The organism is Bradyrhizobium sp. P5_C12 (assembly GCF_054049735.1).
This window is the reverse complement of sequence record NZ_JBFULU010000005.1, coordinates 150762-168500: the sequence shown is the minus strand read 5'-3', so window position 1 is coordinate 168500 and position 17739 is coordinate 150762. Positions and strand designations below refer to the sequence as shown.

The window sequence follows — 17739 nt, the reverse complement described above, 5'->3', positions numbered from 1 at the left end:
TGTAGCCCGGATGGAGCGAAGCGTAATCCGGGACATCCGTCGCTTGTGGCACGATCCCGGATTGCGCTGCGCTCCATCCGGGCTACGAAACCACGCAAGCAATCAATTCTTGCTTCGGCGCAGTTCGCTGGGACTGTATCCAAGCTCGAGCCGCATCCATTTGGCGAGGTGAGATTGATGGGAAAAGCCCGCTTCAAGGGCAATTTCGCTGAGCTTGCGATTGCCTTGAAGCACCAGCTGCTGCGCGTGCTCCACCCGCCTCCTCAGAACGTAGTGATGGACCGTGACGCCCATCGCCGCCTTGAACCAGGCCCGTAGATGCGAGCTGCTGACACCGGCCTCGCGGCTGAGAATGTCGATGGTGAGCGGCTGGTCGAGATTCGCATCGATATAGGCCAGGACTCTCTGGAGCTGCGCGTTCGACAGGCGGATGGCCTGGGCCGGCGGGTCATTCGCCAGGTTCAGCAATTCGACCGCCAGGGCCATTCCCACGTTCTCAGCAAACAACGGGCCGCTCGGCGAGCCCGCTTTCAGGTCGCTTTCGAGAGCCTGTCCAAGCAGAACGATGCGGTCATTCCGCAGCATATGATGGTGCGTCAGTCGGGCGGATGCCGATTGTCGAGCCCTGGATGCGGCATGGTCCAGCATGCTCGGCGCGAGTCGGATCTGAAGCGACTGGTAGGGCGTCTCCGCGACAAAGCCGCCGACGGCGCCGCACGGAATCACATCGATATCGCCGGCCTGACGCAGAAACTGATCCCCGGTCTCAAGACAGAATGAGCGCGTCGCAGGGCTGAGGTGGATGACGATCCGGTGATCGCGGATCGGCTCGAGCGCGACGGAGTCGGGCTCGGTTCGCATGGCCGCGGCGGCGGTACCGGCCGATGTTGGCGCCGAACGCGGTCTCGCATGCATGGGCCAGGCTCCAGATCTTGGCGGAACGTGCTCGGTATTTGGCGCCTTGTGCGCGATTTTCAACGGCTCCGAGGCCAAGAACTCATCTGTCGTCTCGTGACAAATGAGGATGCCAAGTGAGTCATTACGTGATTGTCGGAGCCGGTCCCGTCGGGCGCGAAACCGCCCGCCTTCTTGCGGAGGACGGACACAGCGTCATCCTGACCAGCAGGAATGCCGGGTCGCTCGATCTCGCAGATGTGCGTACGGTTTCGTCGGATGCCACCGACGCCGCACAGCTGGCGTCACTCAGCAAGGGCGCCGACGCGATCTTCATGTGCGCCATGGCCGCCTATCACAGATGGCCGACCGACTTCTTTCCGATCATGGACGGAACGGTCAAGGCGGCCGAGCAGGTTGGTGCCAGGCTGATCGTGGTCGGGAATGTCTATGGCTATGGCGCGGCGGCCGTGAGCCCTCTCACTGCGGACCTGGAGCCGGACCCGACCACCCGGAAGGGCACGACCCGGCACATCATGTGGCAGCGTGCGCTGCGATCGAACGTTCCCGCGCTCGAGGTCCGTGCAAGCGACTATCTCGGCAAGGGCGCGGTCGCGTATTTCTCGCTGCTGGCACTGCCGTCGCTGCTCAAGAACGAGCCGGTCGCGTTCCTTGGCGATCCCGATGTGGCGCATGCCTGGTCTTTCACCAAGGACACGGCGAGGACGCTGGTCGCTGCGTCGCGCTTTACCGGAAAATGGGGCCGCGCCTTTCACGTGCCGTCGCAGTCCGCGTCCGTGCGCGAACTGGTGCGCAGATTTGCGGTCGCGCTGAGGATTGGCGTTCCGGACCTGCTTCGCCTCACCTCGGCCGATCTGGAAGGCATCGGCTTCAGCGAAGGGATCGAGATGTCTTATCTGTTCGAGAAGCCGCTTCTGCTCGATGCCGGCGATACCGAGAAACTGTTGGGCGTCGCCGCGAGCAGCCTGGACACGATGGTTAGCGATACCCTGTCGTAAACGGCAGGCATGGTCATGTGGAGGAGAAAATCCAATGAGCGAACGCGTGACAAATCTCGTCCGGAACTACATTGCCGTCTGGAACGAGCGAGATGCCGGCAAACGCCGGCGGCTGATCGACGAGGTCTTCAGCGACGCGTGCGTCTATATCGACCCGAATGACTCGGTCGCCGGACGGGATGCAATCGAGCGCCTGGTGGAAGCCTTGCAGGCAAGGCTTCCGGACCTGCGCTTCACGCTTGCAGGGAGCGTGAATGCGCATCACGATCAGGTCCTGTTCGGCTGGACGTTGGCCGCGCCGGGAGCTGCAACCCCGGCTGCAACAGGCATTGACATGGCGGTCCTGGATGGAGACCGCATCCGGCAGCTTCACGGCTTTGTAAATCCGCGGCAGTGATAGCCCCGTAGCCCGGATGGAGCGAAGCGCAATCCGGGGCCTCTGTCGCTTGTGGCACGATCCCGGATTACGCTTTCGCTCCATCCGGGCTACGGGCCAATCATCGCCTCAGCACCGCGATCGTCCGGTTCGCAAACGTCAGCCGCTCGGCCATGATCGACACGAAATAGGTCAGCAGCTTGTGGCTGAGCGCGGGGTCCTCGGCCTTGATCTCGTCGAACTGGTGCGTGTTCAGCACATAGAGGACGCTGTCGACCTCGGCCTGGATCGTCGCGCTGCGCGGCGTCTGCGACACCAGGCCCATCTCGCCGATCGTGGTGTAGCGGCCGAGGCTGCGCACGCGCGTGGTGCGGTCGTCGTCGGCGGGGATCATGATGCCGACGCGGCCGTCGAGGATGAAGTGCATGGAATCGGCGGGATCGCCGGCCTGCACGATGACGTCGCCGGCCTCGACCTCGAGGCGCTGGCAGCGGCGGATCAGCTCGTCGGCATCGTCCTCGCTGTCGAGGATCCCCGTGAACCAGTCGCGCAGGCTCGCCTGCTCCTGTTCCAGCCCCTGATGCTTCGCGATGAGCTCGTTCTCGCACCATTCCAGCGCATGATCGAGCTCGGGAATGATGGTGACGCTTTCGCTGATGAAGTCGCTGGAACGCAGCACCTTCTCGGCCGCGGCCGACAGATGCACCAGGATCAGCTCGACGCCGAGATCGGCGGCGCTGCGCTTGATCTGGGCAAAACTATAGGCGGCCGAGGAGTCGACGCCGGTGACGAGCTTGAAATCGAACAGCAAATAGCGGCACTCGGGGCGTTCCTGGAGCAGTTGCTTGACGTGCTGGTAGAGCCGGTTGGCGGAGCCGAAGAACAGATAGCTCTGGAGGTTGAGGCCCTGGATCTTGCCGCCATGGGCCAGCAGCACCTCCTGGTCGTCGCGCGAGCGGTCGAGCGAAGAGCGATATTCGGCGCCGTCGAAGCTGTATTTGATCGATTCGACCCGCGCCGCGCTGAACGCGAAGGTCGCGCAGCCGATGACGACGCCGATCAGGATGCCGGGCACGAATCCCCAGAGAACGATGATCGCGATGATGGCGACCAGCGAGAGGTATTCAAGCCGCGAGAGCCGCTTGCGCGATTCGATGAGCCATTTGTGCAGCTGGTCGGCGCCGAGATAGAGCAGCAGGCCGCCGAGCACGAATTTCGGCATGAAGCCGAGCAGTTCCGGCGCGATCGCGAGCATCAGCAGCGAGATCGCCGCGACCGTGAACCCGGACAGGCGCCCACGGCCGCCGCTGGAGAAATTGAGGATCGAGCGGCTGACCGAGATGCAGCCGGCATAGCCGCCGAGCACGCCGGTCAGGATGTTGGCCGCGCCGGTGACGTTGAGCTCGCGCTCCAGATTGGCCTCGCGATGCACGGCGACCTCGATGCCGGTGGTGTTGAACAGCGTGCTGGAGGCAGTGACGAAGATCACGGCGACAACGTTGCCGAGCAGGTCCGGCACGGCGGACCAGGGATAATTCGCGAGATCGTCGGTGTGCCAGGGCAGCATGAAGGCCGCCGCCGGCGGCGGCTGGAAGATCCAGCCCAGGGCGCGCGCTTCCTCCGGCGAAATCCCTGCGATCCAGAACGCCAGATGTGCCGTCAGCATGCCGCCGACCAGGATGATCGGCAGGCCGAACGGGCTGCGCGAGCGGTGCCAGGCCAGATACAGCACCATCGCCATGGCGCAGGCGGCGCCGAGCTCCGACAGCGTGATGCCGTCGGTGAAGCGCAGCATCGTTGCGAATTGCACGGGGTGATCGGTGATCACCCGGATCGCGCCCATGACGATCAGGAGCCCGGTGGCGCCGAGGAAGCCGCCGACCACCGGATAGGGCACGTAGCGGATGGCGCGGCCCAGTCGCGTCAGCCCCAGTCCGCACAGCACGATCCCCGTCAGCCCGGTCGACAGGCCGAGCGTGATCAGGACCGGCTGCAGCAGCGGTGCCGACAGATTGGCCGCTTCGACGCGCTCGACCAGCGAAGCGGCCAGAATGCCCGTCACCGCGGCCGTCGAGCTGTCGGGGGCGGCGATCGCGAAGGGCAGGGAGCTTCCCAGCGCGATGACGGCGGCGATCATCGCGGAGCTGATGAAGGTCGCGGCGATGCCGTAGGACAGATAGGGCGACAGCGGGCCTGTGAAGATCAGCAGCGCGTAGGACAGCCCGAATGTGATGGTGAGGACGCTGGCGGCGCTCCCGCCCAATATATCATTCAGCGCACGCTTGATGGACGGATTGACCCCGGTGACCGGACCGAGGTCAATTGCTGGATCTGTCACGCTGTGACACTCGCTCATGAACATTCCCGTCCGAGACGTAGACGACTGCGAGCCTAGCGCAACTGGATTCTTTCAGCTGTGAGGTATCCGACAGTTTTGGAGCGATGCGGCGGGGATGTGGGTCCGCGGCTTGTGAACGGCCGATCATACGCGGGAGGCAAGTCGGGATCAGCCGAAGCACACACCCGGTGTCGTCCTGGCGAAAGCCAGGACCCATTACCCCAGCGAGGAGTCGTGTTGCGAGCTGACGACCACGAGTCTTCGCCAAACAACTCCCCGTGGTAATGGATCCTGGATCGTCGCTCCGCTTCGCTGCGCTTGTCCAGGACGACGAGTGAAGATTGATGCTGTCGCCTCACACCCGGTGTCGTCCCGGCGAAGGCCGGGACCCATAACCCCAGGGAGTAGTTTGGTGCGAGCTGACGACCACGAGTCTTCGCCAAACTCCTCCCTATGGTAATGGGTCCTGGATCGACGCTCCGCTTCGCTGCGCTTGTCCAGGACGACGAGTGAAGATTGATGCTGTCGCCTCACACTCGCCGTCGTCCTGGCGAAAGYCAGGACCCATTACCCCAGGGAGGAGTTTGGCGAGGATTGGTCGTGCGGGATTAGAACCGTCCGCGATCGATAGACCTCGCGGTATGGGTCCTGGCTTTCGCCAGGACGACAGCGGAGAGTTGGGCAGGCAATAACGGACTTGGCTGCAACAGCCGAGCTAGATCTTCAGCTCGCTCCCCGTCACCCGCCGATACGCTTCCAGATATCGCTTGCTGGTTGCGTCCACCACGCTCGCCGGCAGCGGCGGCGGTGGGGCGTCGCCGTTCCAACGGCCGGCGCGGCGTTCGACATCGAGATAGTCGCGCAAGGGCTGCTTGTCGAAGCTCGCCTGCGGCTGGCCGGGCTTGTAGGCATCGACCGCCCAGAAGCGCGACGAATCCGGCGTCATCACCTCGTCGATCAGGATGATGCGGCCGTCCTTGTCGCGGCCGAACTCGAACTTGGTATCCGCGATGATGATGCCCTGCTCGCGCGCCAGCTCCTCGCCGAGCGTGTAGATCGCGCGCGTCATGCTCTCGAGCGTGTAGGCTGTCTCGTCGCCGACCACCTCGCGCATCCGCGCGATCGTGATGTTCTCGTCATGGCCGGTCTCTGCCTTGGTTGCCGGGCTGAAGATCGCAGGCTCCAGCTTCTCGCTCTCGACCAGGCCGGCCTTCAGCTCCTCGCCCGCGAGCGTGCCGCTGGCTGCGTATTCCTTCCAGGCCGATCCCGAGAGGTAGCCGCGGATCACGCATTCGATCGGAAACACGGTGGTGCGGCGCGACAGCATGGCGCGGCCGAGGATCTCGCCGCGGTGCGGCTTCAAGGCGGGCACGGCCGCGATGATCTCGTCGGTGTCGGCGCTGATCATGTGATGCGGCACCACGCCTTCGAGCTCGTTGAACCAGAACGCGCTGATCTGGGTCAGCACCGCGCCCTTCATCGGGATGGTCTCGCCCATCACGACGTCGAAGGCGCTGATGCGGTCGGTGGTGACGAGCAGCAGGCGGTCGTCGTCGACGGCGTAGATGTCGCGCACCTTGCCGCGCCCGATCTTGGGCAGCGGCAGGTCGCTGGAGAGCATGGTGGTCATCGGCAAAGCTTTCGCAGGCAGGAAATCCGGCAGCGCCGGACAGCGCGGCCGGACACCGGATTAGCCTATTCCGGCAGCGGAATGAACTCATGTTCCTGCGGAACCGCGGTGAAGCGGCCGGTTTTCCAGTCCTGCTTGGCCTGCTCGATCCGCTCCTTGCTGGAGGAGACGAAATTCCACCAGATGTGGCGCGGCCCTTCCAATGCATCGCCGCCGAGAAACATCATCCGCGTGGCCTTGAGTGCCTTCACGGTGATGCGGTCGCCGGGCCGGAAGATCAGCAGCCGCGGCCCCTCGTAACGCTCGTTCGCGATCTCAACCTCGCCGTCGACGACATAGATCGCGCGCTCCTCGTGGTCGGGGTCGAGCGGCACGCTCGCGCCCGCAACGGCCGTGACCTCGGTGTAGAACCAGGGCGACACCATCGACACCGGCGAGGTGATGCCGAAGGCGGAGCCCGCGATCACCCGTGCGGTGAAGTCGCGCTCCGAGATCATCGGCAAATCGCCCGCGCCGTAGTGCTGGAACGACGGCGCGATCTCTTCCGATCCGGCCGGCAGTGCGATCCAGCTTTGCAGGCCCAGCATCTTCTGGCCCGAGGCGCGCTGAGCATCCGGCGTGCGCTCGGAATGCGCGATGCCGCGTCCGGCGGTCATCAAATTCATCGCGCCGGGTTGGATCTCCTGGATGTTGCCCTCGCTGTCGCGATGCATGATCGAGCCGTCAAAGAGATAGGTGACGGTGGCAAGCCCGATATGCGGATGCGGCCGCACGTCCATGCCCTTGCCGGAGACGAACTGCACCGGGCCGAAATGGTCGAAGAAGATGAAGGGCCCGACCATCTGCCGTTTGCCATGCGGCAGCGCGCGCCGCACCTCGAATCCGTCGCCGAGGTCGCGCGTGCGCGGCACGATGACGAGGTCGAGCGCATCGCACGACATGGGGTCGCCGAGCACGGGATCGTTGGAGGGTTGCCAGCTCATGATGGACTCCTTTTGACTTTCTTGGGCGAGATCGTAGCAGGATTTCGTATCGTCGTCCCGACAAAGCACCGCTGTCATGCCCCGCGAAAGCGGGGCATCCAGTACGCCGCGGCCTATCGGTTCAATCACGGCCGTCTCGGAATACTGGATCGCCCGGTCAAGCCGGGCGATGACAGTTGGGGTGTGGATGGTCCTTGAAAAAAAGGACGCAACGAACGATGTTCGGCTGATTCCAACCGCGACCGATCGCATCAGCCGATGACACTTGCCGCAACAGAGCTCGCCTTTCGCGCCGCCAGCGTCACGCTGCTGCTGATGCTGGCGGCGTCGCTGTTGCAGGACTTTCGCAAAGTGCTCGCAGCCCGCCTCGGCGCGGCCTTCGCGCTGGGCTCGGCCGCGCATGCGGCGAGCTATTCGGTGGATGTCACGTCGCGGATCCCGCTCTGGCATGCACCACTGATCGCGTTGTCGACCGGCACCATCGTGGTGTTCTGGCTGTTCACACGCTCCCTGTTCGACGACGAGTTTCGCCTGCGCTGGTGGCACGGATGGGTCTGGGCGCTGGTGACGGCCTTCAGCTTCGCAGGCTGCGTCTGGATTGCACCTAGCGGCCATGTGCGGCTCTCGGTGACGGTGGTCAATCTGATCGTGCTCGGTTTCATCGCGCTTGCGGTCGGGCAGATGATCGCCTCCTGGCCGGCCGACCTGGTCGAGCGCCGCCGCCGCGTTCGTGTCTTCATCGTCTGCATAACCGCGCTCTATGGCGGGCTGAACGCGGTGCTCCAGATCGCCGCCGCCGGCCACCACGTCGGCGATGTCGCCGAAACCATCAATGCCGGCGTGCTCGCCTGCACCGTTGCGGCGATCGTCTATGCCATGATGCGCGTTGACGGGGCGGATCTGTTTCCGGCAGCAGTGGAACCCGCACCGCCGATTGTTTTCAGTCAGCCTGCGGCCGATGACGCCGCCGATCAAAAGCTGATCGACGCCCTGATGCGGCTGATGGCGGACGAGCGGATCTATCGCCAGGAGAACATCACCATCGGCGCGCTCGCGGGCCGGCTGAAAATTCCGGAATACCGGCTGCGCCGGCTGATCAACCAGCGGCTCGGCTATCGCAACTTCAATGTGTTCCTGAACAACCACCGGATCGAGGAGGCCAAGGCCGCGCTCGCCGATCCCATGCAGGCCGAGGTCCCCGTCATCACCATCGCGATGGACGCCGGCTTCCAGTCGCTTGGCCCCTTCAACCGGGCCTTCAAGGCCGTCACCGGCGTGACGCCGACCGAGTACCGGCGGCTGAAGGTCAACGCGGCGTGACGGGTTCTTCGCCTCTCCCCGCCTGCGGGGAGAGGCCGGAATTTGCGGAGCAAATTCCGGGTGAGGGGGAGCCTCCGCAAGTCCAACTGTTGCCGTCCCTGAGGAGGCTCCCCCTCACCCCAGCCCTCTCCCAGCAAGCGGGGCGAGGGGGCTGACCGCCATCGCGGCCGCATCTTCGTATTGCTTTGAAATAGCTTGCTTATTCCAGAATCGACCAGCCCCGCGCAGTTTCAACCAGGCCGTTTTCCAAATCCGGCGAGCACACATCGCCCGCATCCTGCTTCGTCTCCGGCACACGCCCCAAGCCGGAGAAAGCCCGTGACCCGCCGCCGCAAGATCATCCTCCTCACCACCACCATCGCCGCTGCCGGCCTCGCGCTCGGCGCGGCGCGGGCCCGCGACGTGCCCAAGGTCGCGACCGGCTTCATCGCCGACATTCTCTGCTCGGAGACCTTCGTCTCGGGCCTCGACCCCGGGCGCAACCTCGTCGAGACCACCGATGCGATGCCGGGCACCGGTCTGCTCACCTGGGCGATGGACTACCAGGTCGACCGCGTCCGCAAGGACGTCACGGTGACGCTGTTCGGAATCGGCCGCAGCCATGCCGTCTATCGCGAGGGGCTCGGCTGCACGCTCGAGCACGACGCGGGGATTGCCGCCGTCGAGCCGCTTGCGGACGACCGGCAGTCCGCGGCTCTCGCCGAGATCGCCGGCCCTGCGATCGTGCCGCCGCAGGGCGAGGGGCTCGCCGCGGCGCTCGACCGCGCCTTCACCGAGCCCGCGCAGCCGCCATACCGGCGCACCCGCGCGGTCGTCGTGATGAAGTCGGGCCGCATCGTCGCCGAGCGCTACGCGGACGGCATTGGACCGGAGACGCCGCTGCTCGGTTTCTCCATGACGAAATCGGTGATCTCGGCGCTGACAGGCGTGCTGGTGCGGCAGGGCAGACTGAAGCTGGACGGGCCCGCGCCGGTCGCCGCCTGGCAAAATCTTGACGATCCGCGCCATGCCATCACCGTCGATCATCTCTTGCGTCACACCGCGGGCCTTGCGCTCGGCAGCTCCTTGGAGGCCTCGCTCGGCTCCGCGTTCGAGCCGGTCAATCGGATGAAATTCGCCGAGTCCAACATGGCCGCGTATGCGGAGAGCATCCCGCTCGAGACTGCGCCAGGCGCGGCGTGGAACTATCACGACGGCAATAGCATCATTCTCTCGCATCTGATCCGCAACGCCGCTGGCGGCAATCCCAGTGAGGCGCTGCGCTTCGCGCGCCGCGAATTGTTCGCTCCGCTCGGCATGCGCCATGTCACGCTCCAGCTTGATGGCTCGGGTACGATCGAAGGCTCGAGCGAGATGCTCGCATCCGCGCGCGATTGGGCGCGCTTCGGCCAGCTCTATCTCAATGACGGCGTCGCCGGCGGCCGGCGCATCCTCCCCGAGGGATGGGTGAACTACTCTGCCAGCCCGACGCCGAACGCCTGGGTCGGCATCGGCGCCGGCTTCTGGACCAACCAGGGCGACAGCTTTGGTGCGAATTTTCGCATCACACACGGCTGGCCGCGCGATGCCTTCTTCGCCAAGGGCACGATCGGGCAGTACACGATCGTGATTCCGTCGGAGCGCCTGGTGATCGTGCGGCTCGGCCGCTCGCCGAACTGGCCGCCGCAAGCGGACGGCGTGTTCGATCTCGTGCGCGACGTGGTGGCGGCGACGCGCGAGAAGGGGAAGCTGGCGGGGGTGGACTTGCCTTAACCTCTCCCCGCTTGCGGGGAGAGGTCGGATTGCCCCCGGCGATGCGAAGCATCGTCCGGCGCGATCCGGGTGAGGGGGTACAGGTCTCACGATCATCTCATCTGGGGAGAGAGGCCCCTCACCCCAACCCTCTCAGCGCGAGCGAAGCTCGTCGCGGCCCCGTAAGAACGGGGAGAGGGAGAAGAAACTCACTGCCGTCCCAGCTCCGTCGCCTTCGCCACGCGATCAAACCGCTCCAGCGTCATGATCGCATCCGCAAACTTCTCCGCGCGCGCGTTCAGCACGGGCCGCGCCAGCGTCAGAAATTTCTGCTGCATCGCCTGCGCATCGGGGAAAGAATTCGGCTCTCCGGAAGGATCGGCGTACAGCCGCTCATGCACGCCATCGTCCGTGGTGATGCTGACGCGGGCGCCGAACGGATGGGTGCGGCCGATCTCGAGCCGGTCGTCCTGCACCACGTCGAACTTGTCGGCGAGCGCGTCGATGGTGGTGTCGCCAAGGCGGCTGTAATCGTCCCAGCCAAACGAGCCCTGGTCGAGCGCGAGCGCGCCGGTGAAGAACATCGAGAACTGGCCGCCGACGATCGAGGTGGGATGCCGCTTGGTCGCGGCATCGCCGGTCAGCGTGATGCCGTTGCGATGCAGGCCGATCTCGACGCGCTTGACCTGGTCGGGCGTCAGATTGTGCTCGCGCCGCATCGCGATCAGCGCGTCGATCGCGGCATGGGTATAGCGGCAGCTCGGATACGGTTTGACGCCGATCTTCATGGTCTCGTAGGTCTTGCCGAGCCCGGCCACCGCCTTGTCCGGATGTGCGTCGTCGGTGTAGCCGGCGAGCAGGCCGTGCTTGCCCTCGACCGATTCCGTCGCGCCGACGAAATCGTTGCGCGCCAGCGTCGCGGCGATCACGCCGTTCATCGCGGCGGCGCCGACCTGGTAGCGCTTGTTCCAGGCGCCGTTGACCAAAAATTGCAGCGAGCCCGCGGCCTGGCTGCCGGAGACGCCGAAGGCGGCGACGATCTGCTGCTCGGAGAGACCGAACAGCTTTGCCGCAGCCGCGGCCGCGCCATAGGTGCCGGCGGTCGCGGTCGGGTGGAAACCGCGGGCATAATGCGAGGTCGGGTCGAGCGCGTTGCCGAGCCGGCAGCAGACCTCATAACCCGCAACGATCGCGGTCAGCACGTCGCGCCCCGACGCGCCGACCATCTCGCCGACGGCGAACGCGGCCGGAACCACCGGCGCGCTCGGATGCAGCGAGGAATCGGCATGGGTATCGTCGAAGTCGAGGGAATGGCCGAGCGCGCCGTTGAGGAGTGCCGCGACCGCCGGGGTCCAGGTCTTGGTGTCGCCGAACACGGTGGATTCGCCCCTGGTGTCGAGCGCGAGCGCTTCCAGCATCTTCAGGATCGAGGGGGTCGATTCCGCCTCGCTGCGGGCCCGGATCGCGCTGCCGAGGAAATCCAGCGTCAGCACTTTTGCGCGATCCAGCACCTCTGCCGGAATATCAGGGTATTTCAGCTTGGCGACATAGGCGGCGAGCGTTGCGGTTTCGTGGGCCATCGTGTTTCCTCGTTTTGGCGCGCAAGTTAGGCGGGCTGATTTGGCCTTTCAAGCGGCCCTGCGGCAGCGGGCATCAGCCATGCTTTTGCCTGGCTTCAAAAGGATCGGGACGTCTGACGATGGCATCTGCAAAACAGCTGTTCGACCGGGTCTGGTCGCGGCGAACGCAACTCGGATTGGCGATCCGGGTCACGGTGGCCGCGGTGGCGGCCTATGCCATCGCAACCGCGCTGCATCTGCTGCTGCCGCTCTGGGCGGTCCTGACCTCGCTGATCGTGACCCAGATGAGCGTCGGCCGCTCCCTGAAGGCGACGCGCGACTACGTGCTCGGCACGATCGGCGGTGCCATTTATGGCGGCGCCATCGCGATCCTGATCCCCTATTCGACCGAAGTCGGGTTGTTGGGGCTGCTGGTGCTGGCGGTCGCGCCGCTCGCCTTCGTTGCCGCGATCAATCCGAGCCTCAACGCCGCCACGGTGACCGCCATCATCGTGCTGCTGGTTCCGACCATGCATCACTCCGATCCCATGACCTCGGCGATCGATCGCGTCAGCGAAGTCGGCGTCGGCGCCATCACGGGCCTGCTGGTCTCCTTCCTGGTGCTGCCGTCGCGCGCGGTGCGGCAGATCCGCGCCAGCGCGGCGAAGCTGCTCGAATTGATCGCCGAGGCCCTCACCGAACTATTGGCGGGCCTCACGCGCGGCCGCGACAACGACGCGCTGCACCGGATCCAGGACGGCATCGGGACCGCGATGGTCGGTCTCAACGCCACCGGCGCCGAGGCCGAACGCGAGCGCGCCGCGCGTCTGTCGAGCGGCCCCGACACCGGCCCGTTGCTGCGCACGATCCTGCGGCTGCGCCATGACGTCGTGATGATCGGCCGCGCCACGGTGGTGCCGCTGCCGGCCGACGTGCAGATCAGGCTCGCCGCGCCGCTCGCCGAGGTCAACGCGGCGATCGCACGCTTTCTGAAGTCCGCAGCCGAAGCGCTGCGGGCCGGCGCCGGCGCGCCGCCGATCCATCCCGTGCACGTCGCGCTCCAGCATTACGCCGAGGCCGTCGCCGCCGTCCGCCAGGACGGCCTGATCCGCGGCCAGCCCGGTGATACCGCCGAGCGTTTTTTCGCGATCGGCTTCTCGCTGGAGCAGATGCACCAGAATCTCTGCGATCTCGATCGCGTCGTCGGCGAATGGTCGGAGGCGGCGAGCGACAAGCCCGCGCGCGTGGCGGAGTGAGCCTGGGTGTATACTCAGCAGCGTTCGGCTGCCGACAGCACAGTGCCGTAGAACCGGTCAACGAGCTCAAGACGAAGAAAGGGGAGAGCATGCTAGGGAACGCGAAGGTGGCAACCCGGCTTCCGGCAAAAGACCTGAACCGTGCGCGGGCATTCTACGCCGAGAAACTCGGGCTCGAGCCGATAGAGGAGCGTGCGGGCGGACTCCGCTATATCTGCGCGGGCGGCGAGTTTGCGATATTCATCTCGGCCGGAATGCAATCCGGCACGCACACACAGATGGGATGGGAAGTCGAGGATATCGCGGCAACCGTACGCGAGCTTCGCGCGCGGGGTGTCGCGTTCGAGGAGTACGACCTGCCCGGCCTTAAGACCGTCGATGGGATTGCCGAGATTGCGGGAAACTACCCCAGCAAGGGTGTTGGAGAGCGGGGCGCGTGGTTTCGCGACAGCGAAGGTAACTTGCTCGGGGTGGGGCAGCCGGTGCGAAATTGACGGGCGGCTGCGTCGCCTTCGTCGAGGGAGCACACGCCCTATCGCCGCATCAGGCCCTTAGCCACCATGCGCCAGAGCAGGAGATCGATGCGGTCCTGGCCGAAGAACGGCTCGTTCTCGAACACGAAGGTCGGCACGCCCCAATGGCCTGACGCCGCGTGGTCCTTCTCGTTTCCCGCGATCACCTGCTCGTAGCGATCCGGATCGGCGCTGATCGCCGCATCCATCGCGGCGAGGTCGAAGCCGGCTTTTTCGGCGGCGCGCGCGAGGTGGTCGCCCTCGTTCCAGCCCGTCACCGAGCCGTCCCACAGCACGCGCGCGATCGCGTTGGTAAAAGCGAGCGAGCGGCCTTCGAGCTGCGCCATGGCGCCGAGCCGGGTCAGGCGATGGATGTAGGGCTGCTCGGTCGCGACCTCGAGCGTCGTCAGATCCTGGACGATCGGATCAGGCCGCGGAAACCGGAACGGAATGCCCTCGTGCTCGGCGACGCGGCGTGAGTCCAGCACCACATAGCGAATGAAGTTCGGGCTGGCCTTCTTGAAGAAGCCGGGCACGCGCACCGCCAGCGGATAGACCGGGCGCAAATTCACCGCGAGATCATACTCCGCGACCAGCTTCAGCGTCTTCGGCAGCGCCAGATAGCTGAAGGGGCTGCGGAACGAGAAGAAGAGGTCGACTGACAGCGTCATCGGGCCGGCTCGACGATCGCTCCCATCATGCTGCGCACCACCAGCTTGTGGAAGGGCATGATCAGCGTGAGATAGGTCCGCCCCAACAGATTATTCGTCCGCACCAGCGTGGTCGACGTCACCTGCCGGTTCGCCGCGTCACCGGTCACGTCGACCACGAGGCGGAAATCGAGGTGGTAGTCGTTGAAGCCGGCCACCAGCCGGTCCGGCGTCTCGCTGACCACCGGAAACAGGCCGATCATGCCGCCGGGTGCCGGCATGCCTTCGCCCGATGTTTTCAGCCCGAACGGCGCGACGATGATGTTGCGCAAGCCCACGAGCACGCTGATCCAGCGCGGCCAGTGCAGCACCATCCGGGTGCAGGCCTGCCGCGCATCGAGGCCGGTCGCGCCGATTGCGACACGATAGGCGTCGACGAATTGCGCGCCGGCCAGCAGCGCGCCGGCATCGACCTCGGGGGTGACTTCGCGGACGGGCGTCATGCGCCCAATCTGCGCGTCAATCGCCGGAAGCGCAAGATCAGAAGCCCGGCATAGACGAACGTCCCGATCGAGAACCCGATCCAGACGCCGACGGCGCCGAGCCCGGCGTTGAAGGCCAGCACCCAGGCGATGGGGAAGGCGACGCCCCAATAGCCGATTGCCGCGAACACCAGCGTCATCCTGGTGTCATTGATGCCGCGCAGCGCGCCGCCCATGATGGTCTGGAGGCCGTCGGCGATGAAGAAGGTCGCGCCGACCACCAGCAGCGTTGCCGTCAGCTCGACGGTCGCCGCGCTCTCTGCGCCGCTGCCGAAGAACAGCCGTCCCAGCTGATAACGGCCGAGGATGATGGCAATGGTCAGCGCGGAAACCAGCGCGACCCCGAGCATGGCTGCGACCAGCCCTGCGCGCTTCACCGCGCGGGGCTCGTTGCGGCCGAAGGCATGGCCGACCCGCACCGTCGCCGCCATGCCGATGCCGAGCGGGACCATGAACAGCACGGCCGTGACCTGGAGCGCGATCTGGTGTGCGGCGAGCGCCGTGGTCGAGATCAGCCCCATCAGCAATGCGGCCGAGGAGAACAGGCCATATTCCATCAGCAGGGATAACGAAATCGGGGCGCCGATGACGATGAGCTGGCGCATCAGTGGCCAGTCGATCCGCCAGAGATGGGCGAGCGGATGATAGTCGGCAAACGGCTTGCGCAGCCCTGCAATGGCGAGTGCGGCGACGAAAGTGCCGAGATTGACGAGTGCGGTGGCAAGCCCGGCGCCGAACAGGCCGAGCTCCGGCAGGCCGAACAGGCCGTGGATCAGGGCATAGACCAGCGCGGCATTGACGGGGATCGCCGCGAGCGTGATCCAGAGCGGCGCCTGCGGCCGGTTCACCGCGCTCATCATGCTGCGCAGCGCGATGAAGCCGAGCGCCGGCGCGATGCCCCAGGCCAGCCCGTTCAGATAGCGCTGGGCGAGCGCGGCCGATTGCGGCGCCTGTCCGAGCGCCAGCAGGATGTGCTCGCCATAGAGCGGCGAGGCCATCATCGGCAGCGAGATCAAGAGCGCGACCCATAGGCCGACGCGCAGGGAGCGGCGGATGCGCCTGATGTCGCCGGCGCCAAAGGCCTGCGCAGCCAGCGGCGACACCGCAGCCATCAGCCCGAGCCCGAAGGTGAAGCTGACGAAATAGACCGTATGGGCCAGAGCGGCCGCCGCGACGGCGCTCTCGCCGAGCCGTCCGATCAGCGCCAGATCGGTCGTGATCATCGCGATCTGCCCGAGCTGCGTCAGCATCATCGGCACGGCCAGCCGCAACGTCTCGACGAGCTCATCGGCGAGATGGTTTTGCGGCACGCCGGATTGCGGCTGCGGACGCGGCTGGACAGTGTCGAGCATGGCCGGTCAATAACACAGCCACACGTCGAAAACATGGCCCGTGTCTCTTCTCCCTCTCCCCGTTCTTACGGGGAGAGGGTCGGGGTGAGGGGCTGCATCCGCAAAAATGGTGACAGTTGGACTCGCGGAGATTCCCCCTCACCCGCCGCGCTCCGGACGATGCTCCGCATCGCTCGGCGCGCGTCGGCCTCTCCCCGCAGGCGGGGAGAGGCGAAGAGCCCTCAGCTCTTCCTTTCCGGCACGCGCTTGATCTTCGCGCCCAGCGCGTTCAGCCGCTCGTCGATGCGCTCATAGCCGCGCTCGATCTGGTCGGCGTTGTTGATCGTCGAGGTGCCCTCGGCGCAGACGGCGGCCAGCAGCATGGCCATGCCGGCGCGGATGTCGGGCGAGATCATCGATGCGCCGCGCAGCCGGCTCGGGCCTGCGATGATGGCGCGATGCGGATCGCACAGCACGATGCGCGCGCCCATCGCGATCAGCTTGTCGACGAAGAACATCCGGGATTCGAACATCTTCTCGAACATCAGGATCACGCCCTCGCATTGCGTGGCGGTGACGATCGCGATCGACATCAGGTCGGCCGGGAAAGCCGGCCAGGGCTGGTCCTCCAGCTTCGGCACGTGGCCGCCGAAATCGTCCTGGATCTTCAGCGTCTGGTTCGAGGGCACGATCAAATCGTCGCCCTCGACCCGGCAGACGATGCCGAGCCGCTCAAAACCCATGCGGATCGAGCGCAGATGCTCGACCCCGGCGCGGGTGATGCGGAGCGGCGAGCGCGTCACGGCGGCAAGCCCGATCAGCGAGCCGACCTCGATATGGTCGGGCTGGATCCGGTAGGTCGCAGCCCCCAGCGTCGCCGGCCCGTGCACGATCATGGTGTTGGTGCCGATCCCTTCGATCTTCGCACCGAGCGCGACCAGGAAATTGGCAAGGTCCTGCACATGCGGCTCGGAGGCCGCGTTGCGCAAATAGGTGGTGCCGTCGGCGGCAACCGCCGCCACCAGCGCGTTCTCGGTCGCGGTGACGCTCGGCTCGTCCAGGAATACGTCCGCACCGGCGAGCTTTGGCGCGCGGAATTCGAGCCGGTCGGTGGCGGTGACCTTGGCCCCGAGCTGTTCGAGCGCGAGCACGTGGGTGTCGAGCCGGCGCCGGCCGATGACGTCGCCGCCGGGCGGCGGCAGCATCACTTCGCCGCAGCGGGCGAGCAGGGGGCCCGCGAGCAGGATCGAGGCGCGGATGCGGACGCAAAGCTCGGGGTCGAGGTCGGCGGCGCGGATGCTCTTGGCGTGGATATGAAGCGTATTGCGGGCGGTCCATTCCGCGGACGCGCCGACCGAGCGGATCAGCTCGACCAGCGTCTCGGTGTCACGGATGCGCGGCACGTTCTCCAGCGTCACCGGATGCTCGGTGAGCAGGGCGGCCGCAATGATCGGCAGCGCCGAATTCTTGTTGCCGGACGGCTCGATCGAGCCCGAGAGCCGGTGACCGCCCTCGACGATGTACTGGATGGGCGCCACTTGGGTCTCTCGCTTCCTGTGGGTGGGGCGGGGCTGCTTCGGGAGCGGAAAATACAGAGA

General features: G+C 65.9%; 15 protein-coding genes. 6 read left to right on the top strand and 9 right to left on the bottom strand.

Features of this window, described 5'->3' with window-relative positions:
- Nucleotides 1-102: 102 nt before the first annotated feature.
- Nucleotides 103-915: a helix-turn-helix transcriptional regulator gene (locus ACXJMY_RS06520; protein ID WP_456618487.1), complete on the bottom strand. Its 813-nt coding sequence runs from the start codon at nucleotides 913-915 to the stop codon at nucleotides 103-105.
- A gap of 116 nt (nucleotides 916-1031) precedes the next feature.
- Between ACXJMY_RS06520 and ACXJMY_RS06515 the strand changes: the two genes are divergently transcribed.
- Nucleotides 1032-1913: an NAD(P)H-binding protein gene (locus ACXJMY_RS06515; protein WP_456618486.1), complete on the top strand. Its 882-nt coding sequence runs from the start codon at nucleotides 1032-1034 to the stop codon at nucleotides 1911-1913.
- 34 nt (nucleotides 1914-1947) lie between these two features.
- A complete protein-coding gene (locus ACXJMY_RS06510) occupies nucleotides 1948-2310 on the top strand; it encodes a nuclear transport factor 2 family protein (protein ID WP_456618485.1) in 363 nt (120 codons plus the stop codon).
- Nucleotides 2311-2410: 100 nt separating this feature from the next.
- Here ACXJMY_RS06510 and ACXJMY_RS06505 read toward each other — a convergent pair whose 3' ends face one another.
- From ACXJMY_RS06505 to ACXJMY_RS06495, 3 genes are all read right to left on the bottom strand, one after another.
- Nucleotides 2411-4627 carry an SLC26A/SulP transporter family protein gene (locus ACXJMY_RS06505; protein ID WP_456618484.1) on the bottom strand — a complete coding sequence of 739 codons (2217 nt, stop codon included), beginning with the start codon at nucleotides 4625-4627 and terminating at the stop codon, nucleotides 2411-2413.
- A 715-nt stretch (nucleotides 4628-5342) separates the two neighbouring features.
- A complete protein-coding gene (locus tag ACXJMY_RS06500; RefSeq protein WP_456618483.1) occupies nucleotides 5343-6257 on the bottom strand; it encodes a phosphoribosylaminoimidazolesuccinocarboxamide synthase in 915 nt (304 codons plus the stop codon).
- 65 nt (nucleotides 6258-6322) lie between these two features.
- Nucleotides 6323-7240, bottom strand: coding sequence for a pirin family protein (locus ACXJMY_RS06495; protein WP_456618482.1), 918 nt, complete (start codon nucleotides 7238-7240; stop codon nucleotides 6323-6325).
- Nucleotides 7241-7498: 258 nt separating this feature from the next.
- Here ACXJMY_RS06495 and ACXJMY_RS06490 point away from each other — a divergent pair, with 258 nt between their 5' ends.
- The gene (locus tag ACXJMY_RS06490; RefSeq protein ID WP_456618481.1) at nucleotides 7499-8560 is read left to right on the top strand and encodes a helix-turn-helix domain-containing protein; all 1062 of its coding nucleotides are present in this window, start codon (nucleotides 7499-7501) and stop codon (nucleotides 8558-8560) included.
- Between the two features lie 318 nt (nucleotides 8561-8878).
- A complete protein-coding gene (locus tag ACXJMY_RS06485) occupies nucleotides 8879-10312 on the top strand; it encodes a serine hydrolase domain-containing protein (RefSeq protein ID WP_456618480.1) in 1434 nt (477 codons plus the stop codon).
- Between the two features lie 188 nt (nucleotides 10313-10500).
- On the opposite strand, the gene ACXJMY_RS06480 is transcribed toward ACXJMY_RS06485, so the two are convergent.
- A complete protein-coding gene (locus ACXJMY_RS06480; RefSeq protein WP_456618479.1) occupies nucleotides 10501-11871 on the bottom strand; it encodes an MmgE/PrpD family protein in 1371 nt (456 codons plus the stop codon).
- A 119-nt stretch (nucleotides 11872-11990) separates the two neighbouring features.
- Here ACXJMY_RS06480 and ACXJMY_RS06475 point away from each other — a divergent pair, with 119 nt between their 5' ends.
- Together ACXJMY_RS06475 and ACXJMY_RS06470 are read left to right on the top strand one after the other, a co-directional pair.
- Nucleotides 11991-13106, top strand: coding sequence for an FUSC family protein (locus tag ACXJMY_RS06475; RefSeq protein ID WP_456618478.1), 1116 nt, complete (start codon nucleotides 11991-11993; stop codon nucleotides 13104-13106).
- Between the two features lie 89 nt (nucleotides 13107-13195).
- A complete protein-coding gene (locus ACXJMY_RS06470; protein WP_456618477.1) occupies nucleotides 13196-13600 on the top strand; it encodes a VOC family protein in 405 nt (134 codons plus the stop codon).
- Between the two features lie 38 nt (nucleotides 13601-13638).
- On the opposite strand, the gene ACXJMY_RS06465 is transcribed toward ACXJMY_RS06470, so the two are convergent.
- The 4 genes from ACXJMY_RS06465 to murA form a co-directional block, all read right to left on the bottom strand.
- Nucleotides 13639-14289 (bottom strand): 2-hydroxychromene-2-carboxylate isomerase, encoded by a 651-nt coding sequence (locus tag ACXJMY_RS06465; RefSeq protein WP_456618476.1) that lies wholly within the window; start codon nucleotides 14287-14289, stop codon nucleotides 13639-13641.
- Nucleotides 14286-14771, bottom strand: coding sequence for a DUF2867 domain-containing protein (locus ACXJMY_RS06460; RefSeq protein ID WP_456618475.1), 486 nt, complete (start codon nucleotides 14769-14771; stop codon nucleotides 14286-14288). The genes ACXJMY_RS06465 and ACXJMY_RS06460 overlap by 4 nt, the downstream gene beginning before the upstream one ends.
- Nucleotides 14768-16162 carry an MATE family efflux transporter gene (locus ACXJMY_RS06455; protein WP_456618474.1) on the bottom strand — a complete coding sequence of 465 codons (1395 nt, stop codon included), beginning with the start codon at nucleotides 16160-16162 and terminating at the stop codon, nucleotides 14768-14770. The genes ACXJMY_RS06460 and ACXJMY_RS06455 overlap by 4 nt, the downstream gene beginning before the upstream one ends.
- 221 nt (nucleotides 16163-16383) lie before the next feature.
- Entirely contained in the window at nucleotides 16384-17679 is a 1296-nt protein-coding gene (murA, locus tag ACXJMY_RS06450) for a UDP-N-acetylglucosamine 1-carboxyvinyltransferase (protein WP_456618473.1), read from the bottom strand.
- Nucleotides 17680-17739: the final 60 nt, after the last annotated feature.

What these genes read in the sequence shown, in the direction of transcription:
- ACXJMY_RS06520 (WP_456618487.1), bottom strand. Translation starts at nt 915, where the DNA reads ATGCATGCGAGACCGCGTTCGGCGCCAACATCGGCCGGTACCGCCGCC.
- ACXJMY_RS06510 (WP_456618485.1), top strand. Translation starts at nt 1,948, where the DNA reads ATGAGCGAACGCGTGACAAATCTCGTCCGGAACTACATTGCCGTCTGG.
- ACXJMY_RS06500 (WP_456618483.1), bottom strand. Translation starts at nt 6,257, where the DNA reads ATGACCACCATGCTCTCCAGCGACCTGCCGCTGCCCAAGATCGGGCGC.
- ACXJMY_RS06495 (WP_456618482.1), bottom strand. Translation starts at nt 7,240, where the DNA reads ATGAGCTGGCAACCCTCCAACGATCCCGTGCTCGGCGACCCCATGTCG.
- ACXJMY_RS06490 (WP_456618481.1), top strand. Translation starts at nt 7,499, where the DNA reads ATGACACTTGCCGCAACAGAGCTCGCCTTTCGCGCCGCCAGCGTCACG.
- ACXJMY_RS06480 (WP_456618479.1), bottom strand. Translation starts at nt 11,871, where the DNA reads ATGGCCCACGAAACCGCAACGCTCGCCGCCTATGTCGCCAAGCTGAAA.
- ACXJMY_RS06475 (WP_456618478.1), top strand. Translation starts at nt 11,991, where the DNA reads ATGGCATCTGCAAAACAGCTGTTCGACCGGGTCTGGTCGCGGCGAACG.
- ACXJMY_RS06470 (WP_456618477.1), top strand. Translation starts at nt 13,196, where the DNA reads ATGCTAGGGAACGCGAAGGTGGCAACCCGGCTTCCGGCAAAAGACCTG.
- ACXJMY_RS06465 (WP_456618476.1), bottom strand. Translation starts at nt 14,289, where the DNA reads ATGACGCTGTCAGTCGACCTCTTCTTCTCGTTCCGCAGCCCCTTCAGC.
- ACXJMY_RS06460 (WP_456618475.1), bottom strand. Translation starts at nt 14,771, where the DNA reads ATGACGCCCGTCCGCGAAGTCACCCCCGAGGTCGATGCCGGCGCGCTG.
- ACXJMY_RS06455 (WP_456618474.1), bottom strand. Translation starts at nt 16,162, where the DNA reads ATGCTCGACACTGTCCAGCCGCGTCCGCAGCCGCAATCCGGCGTGCCG.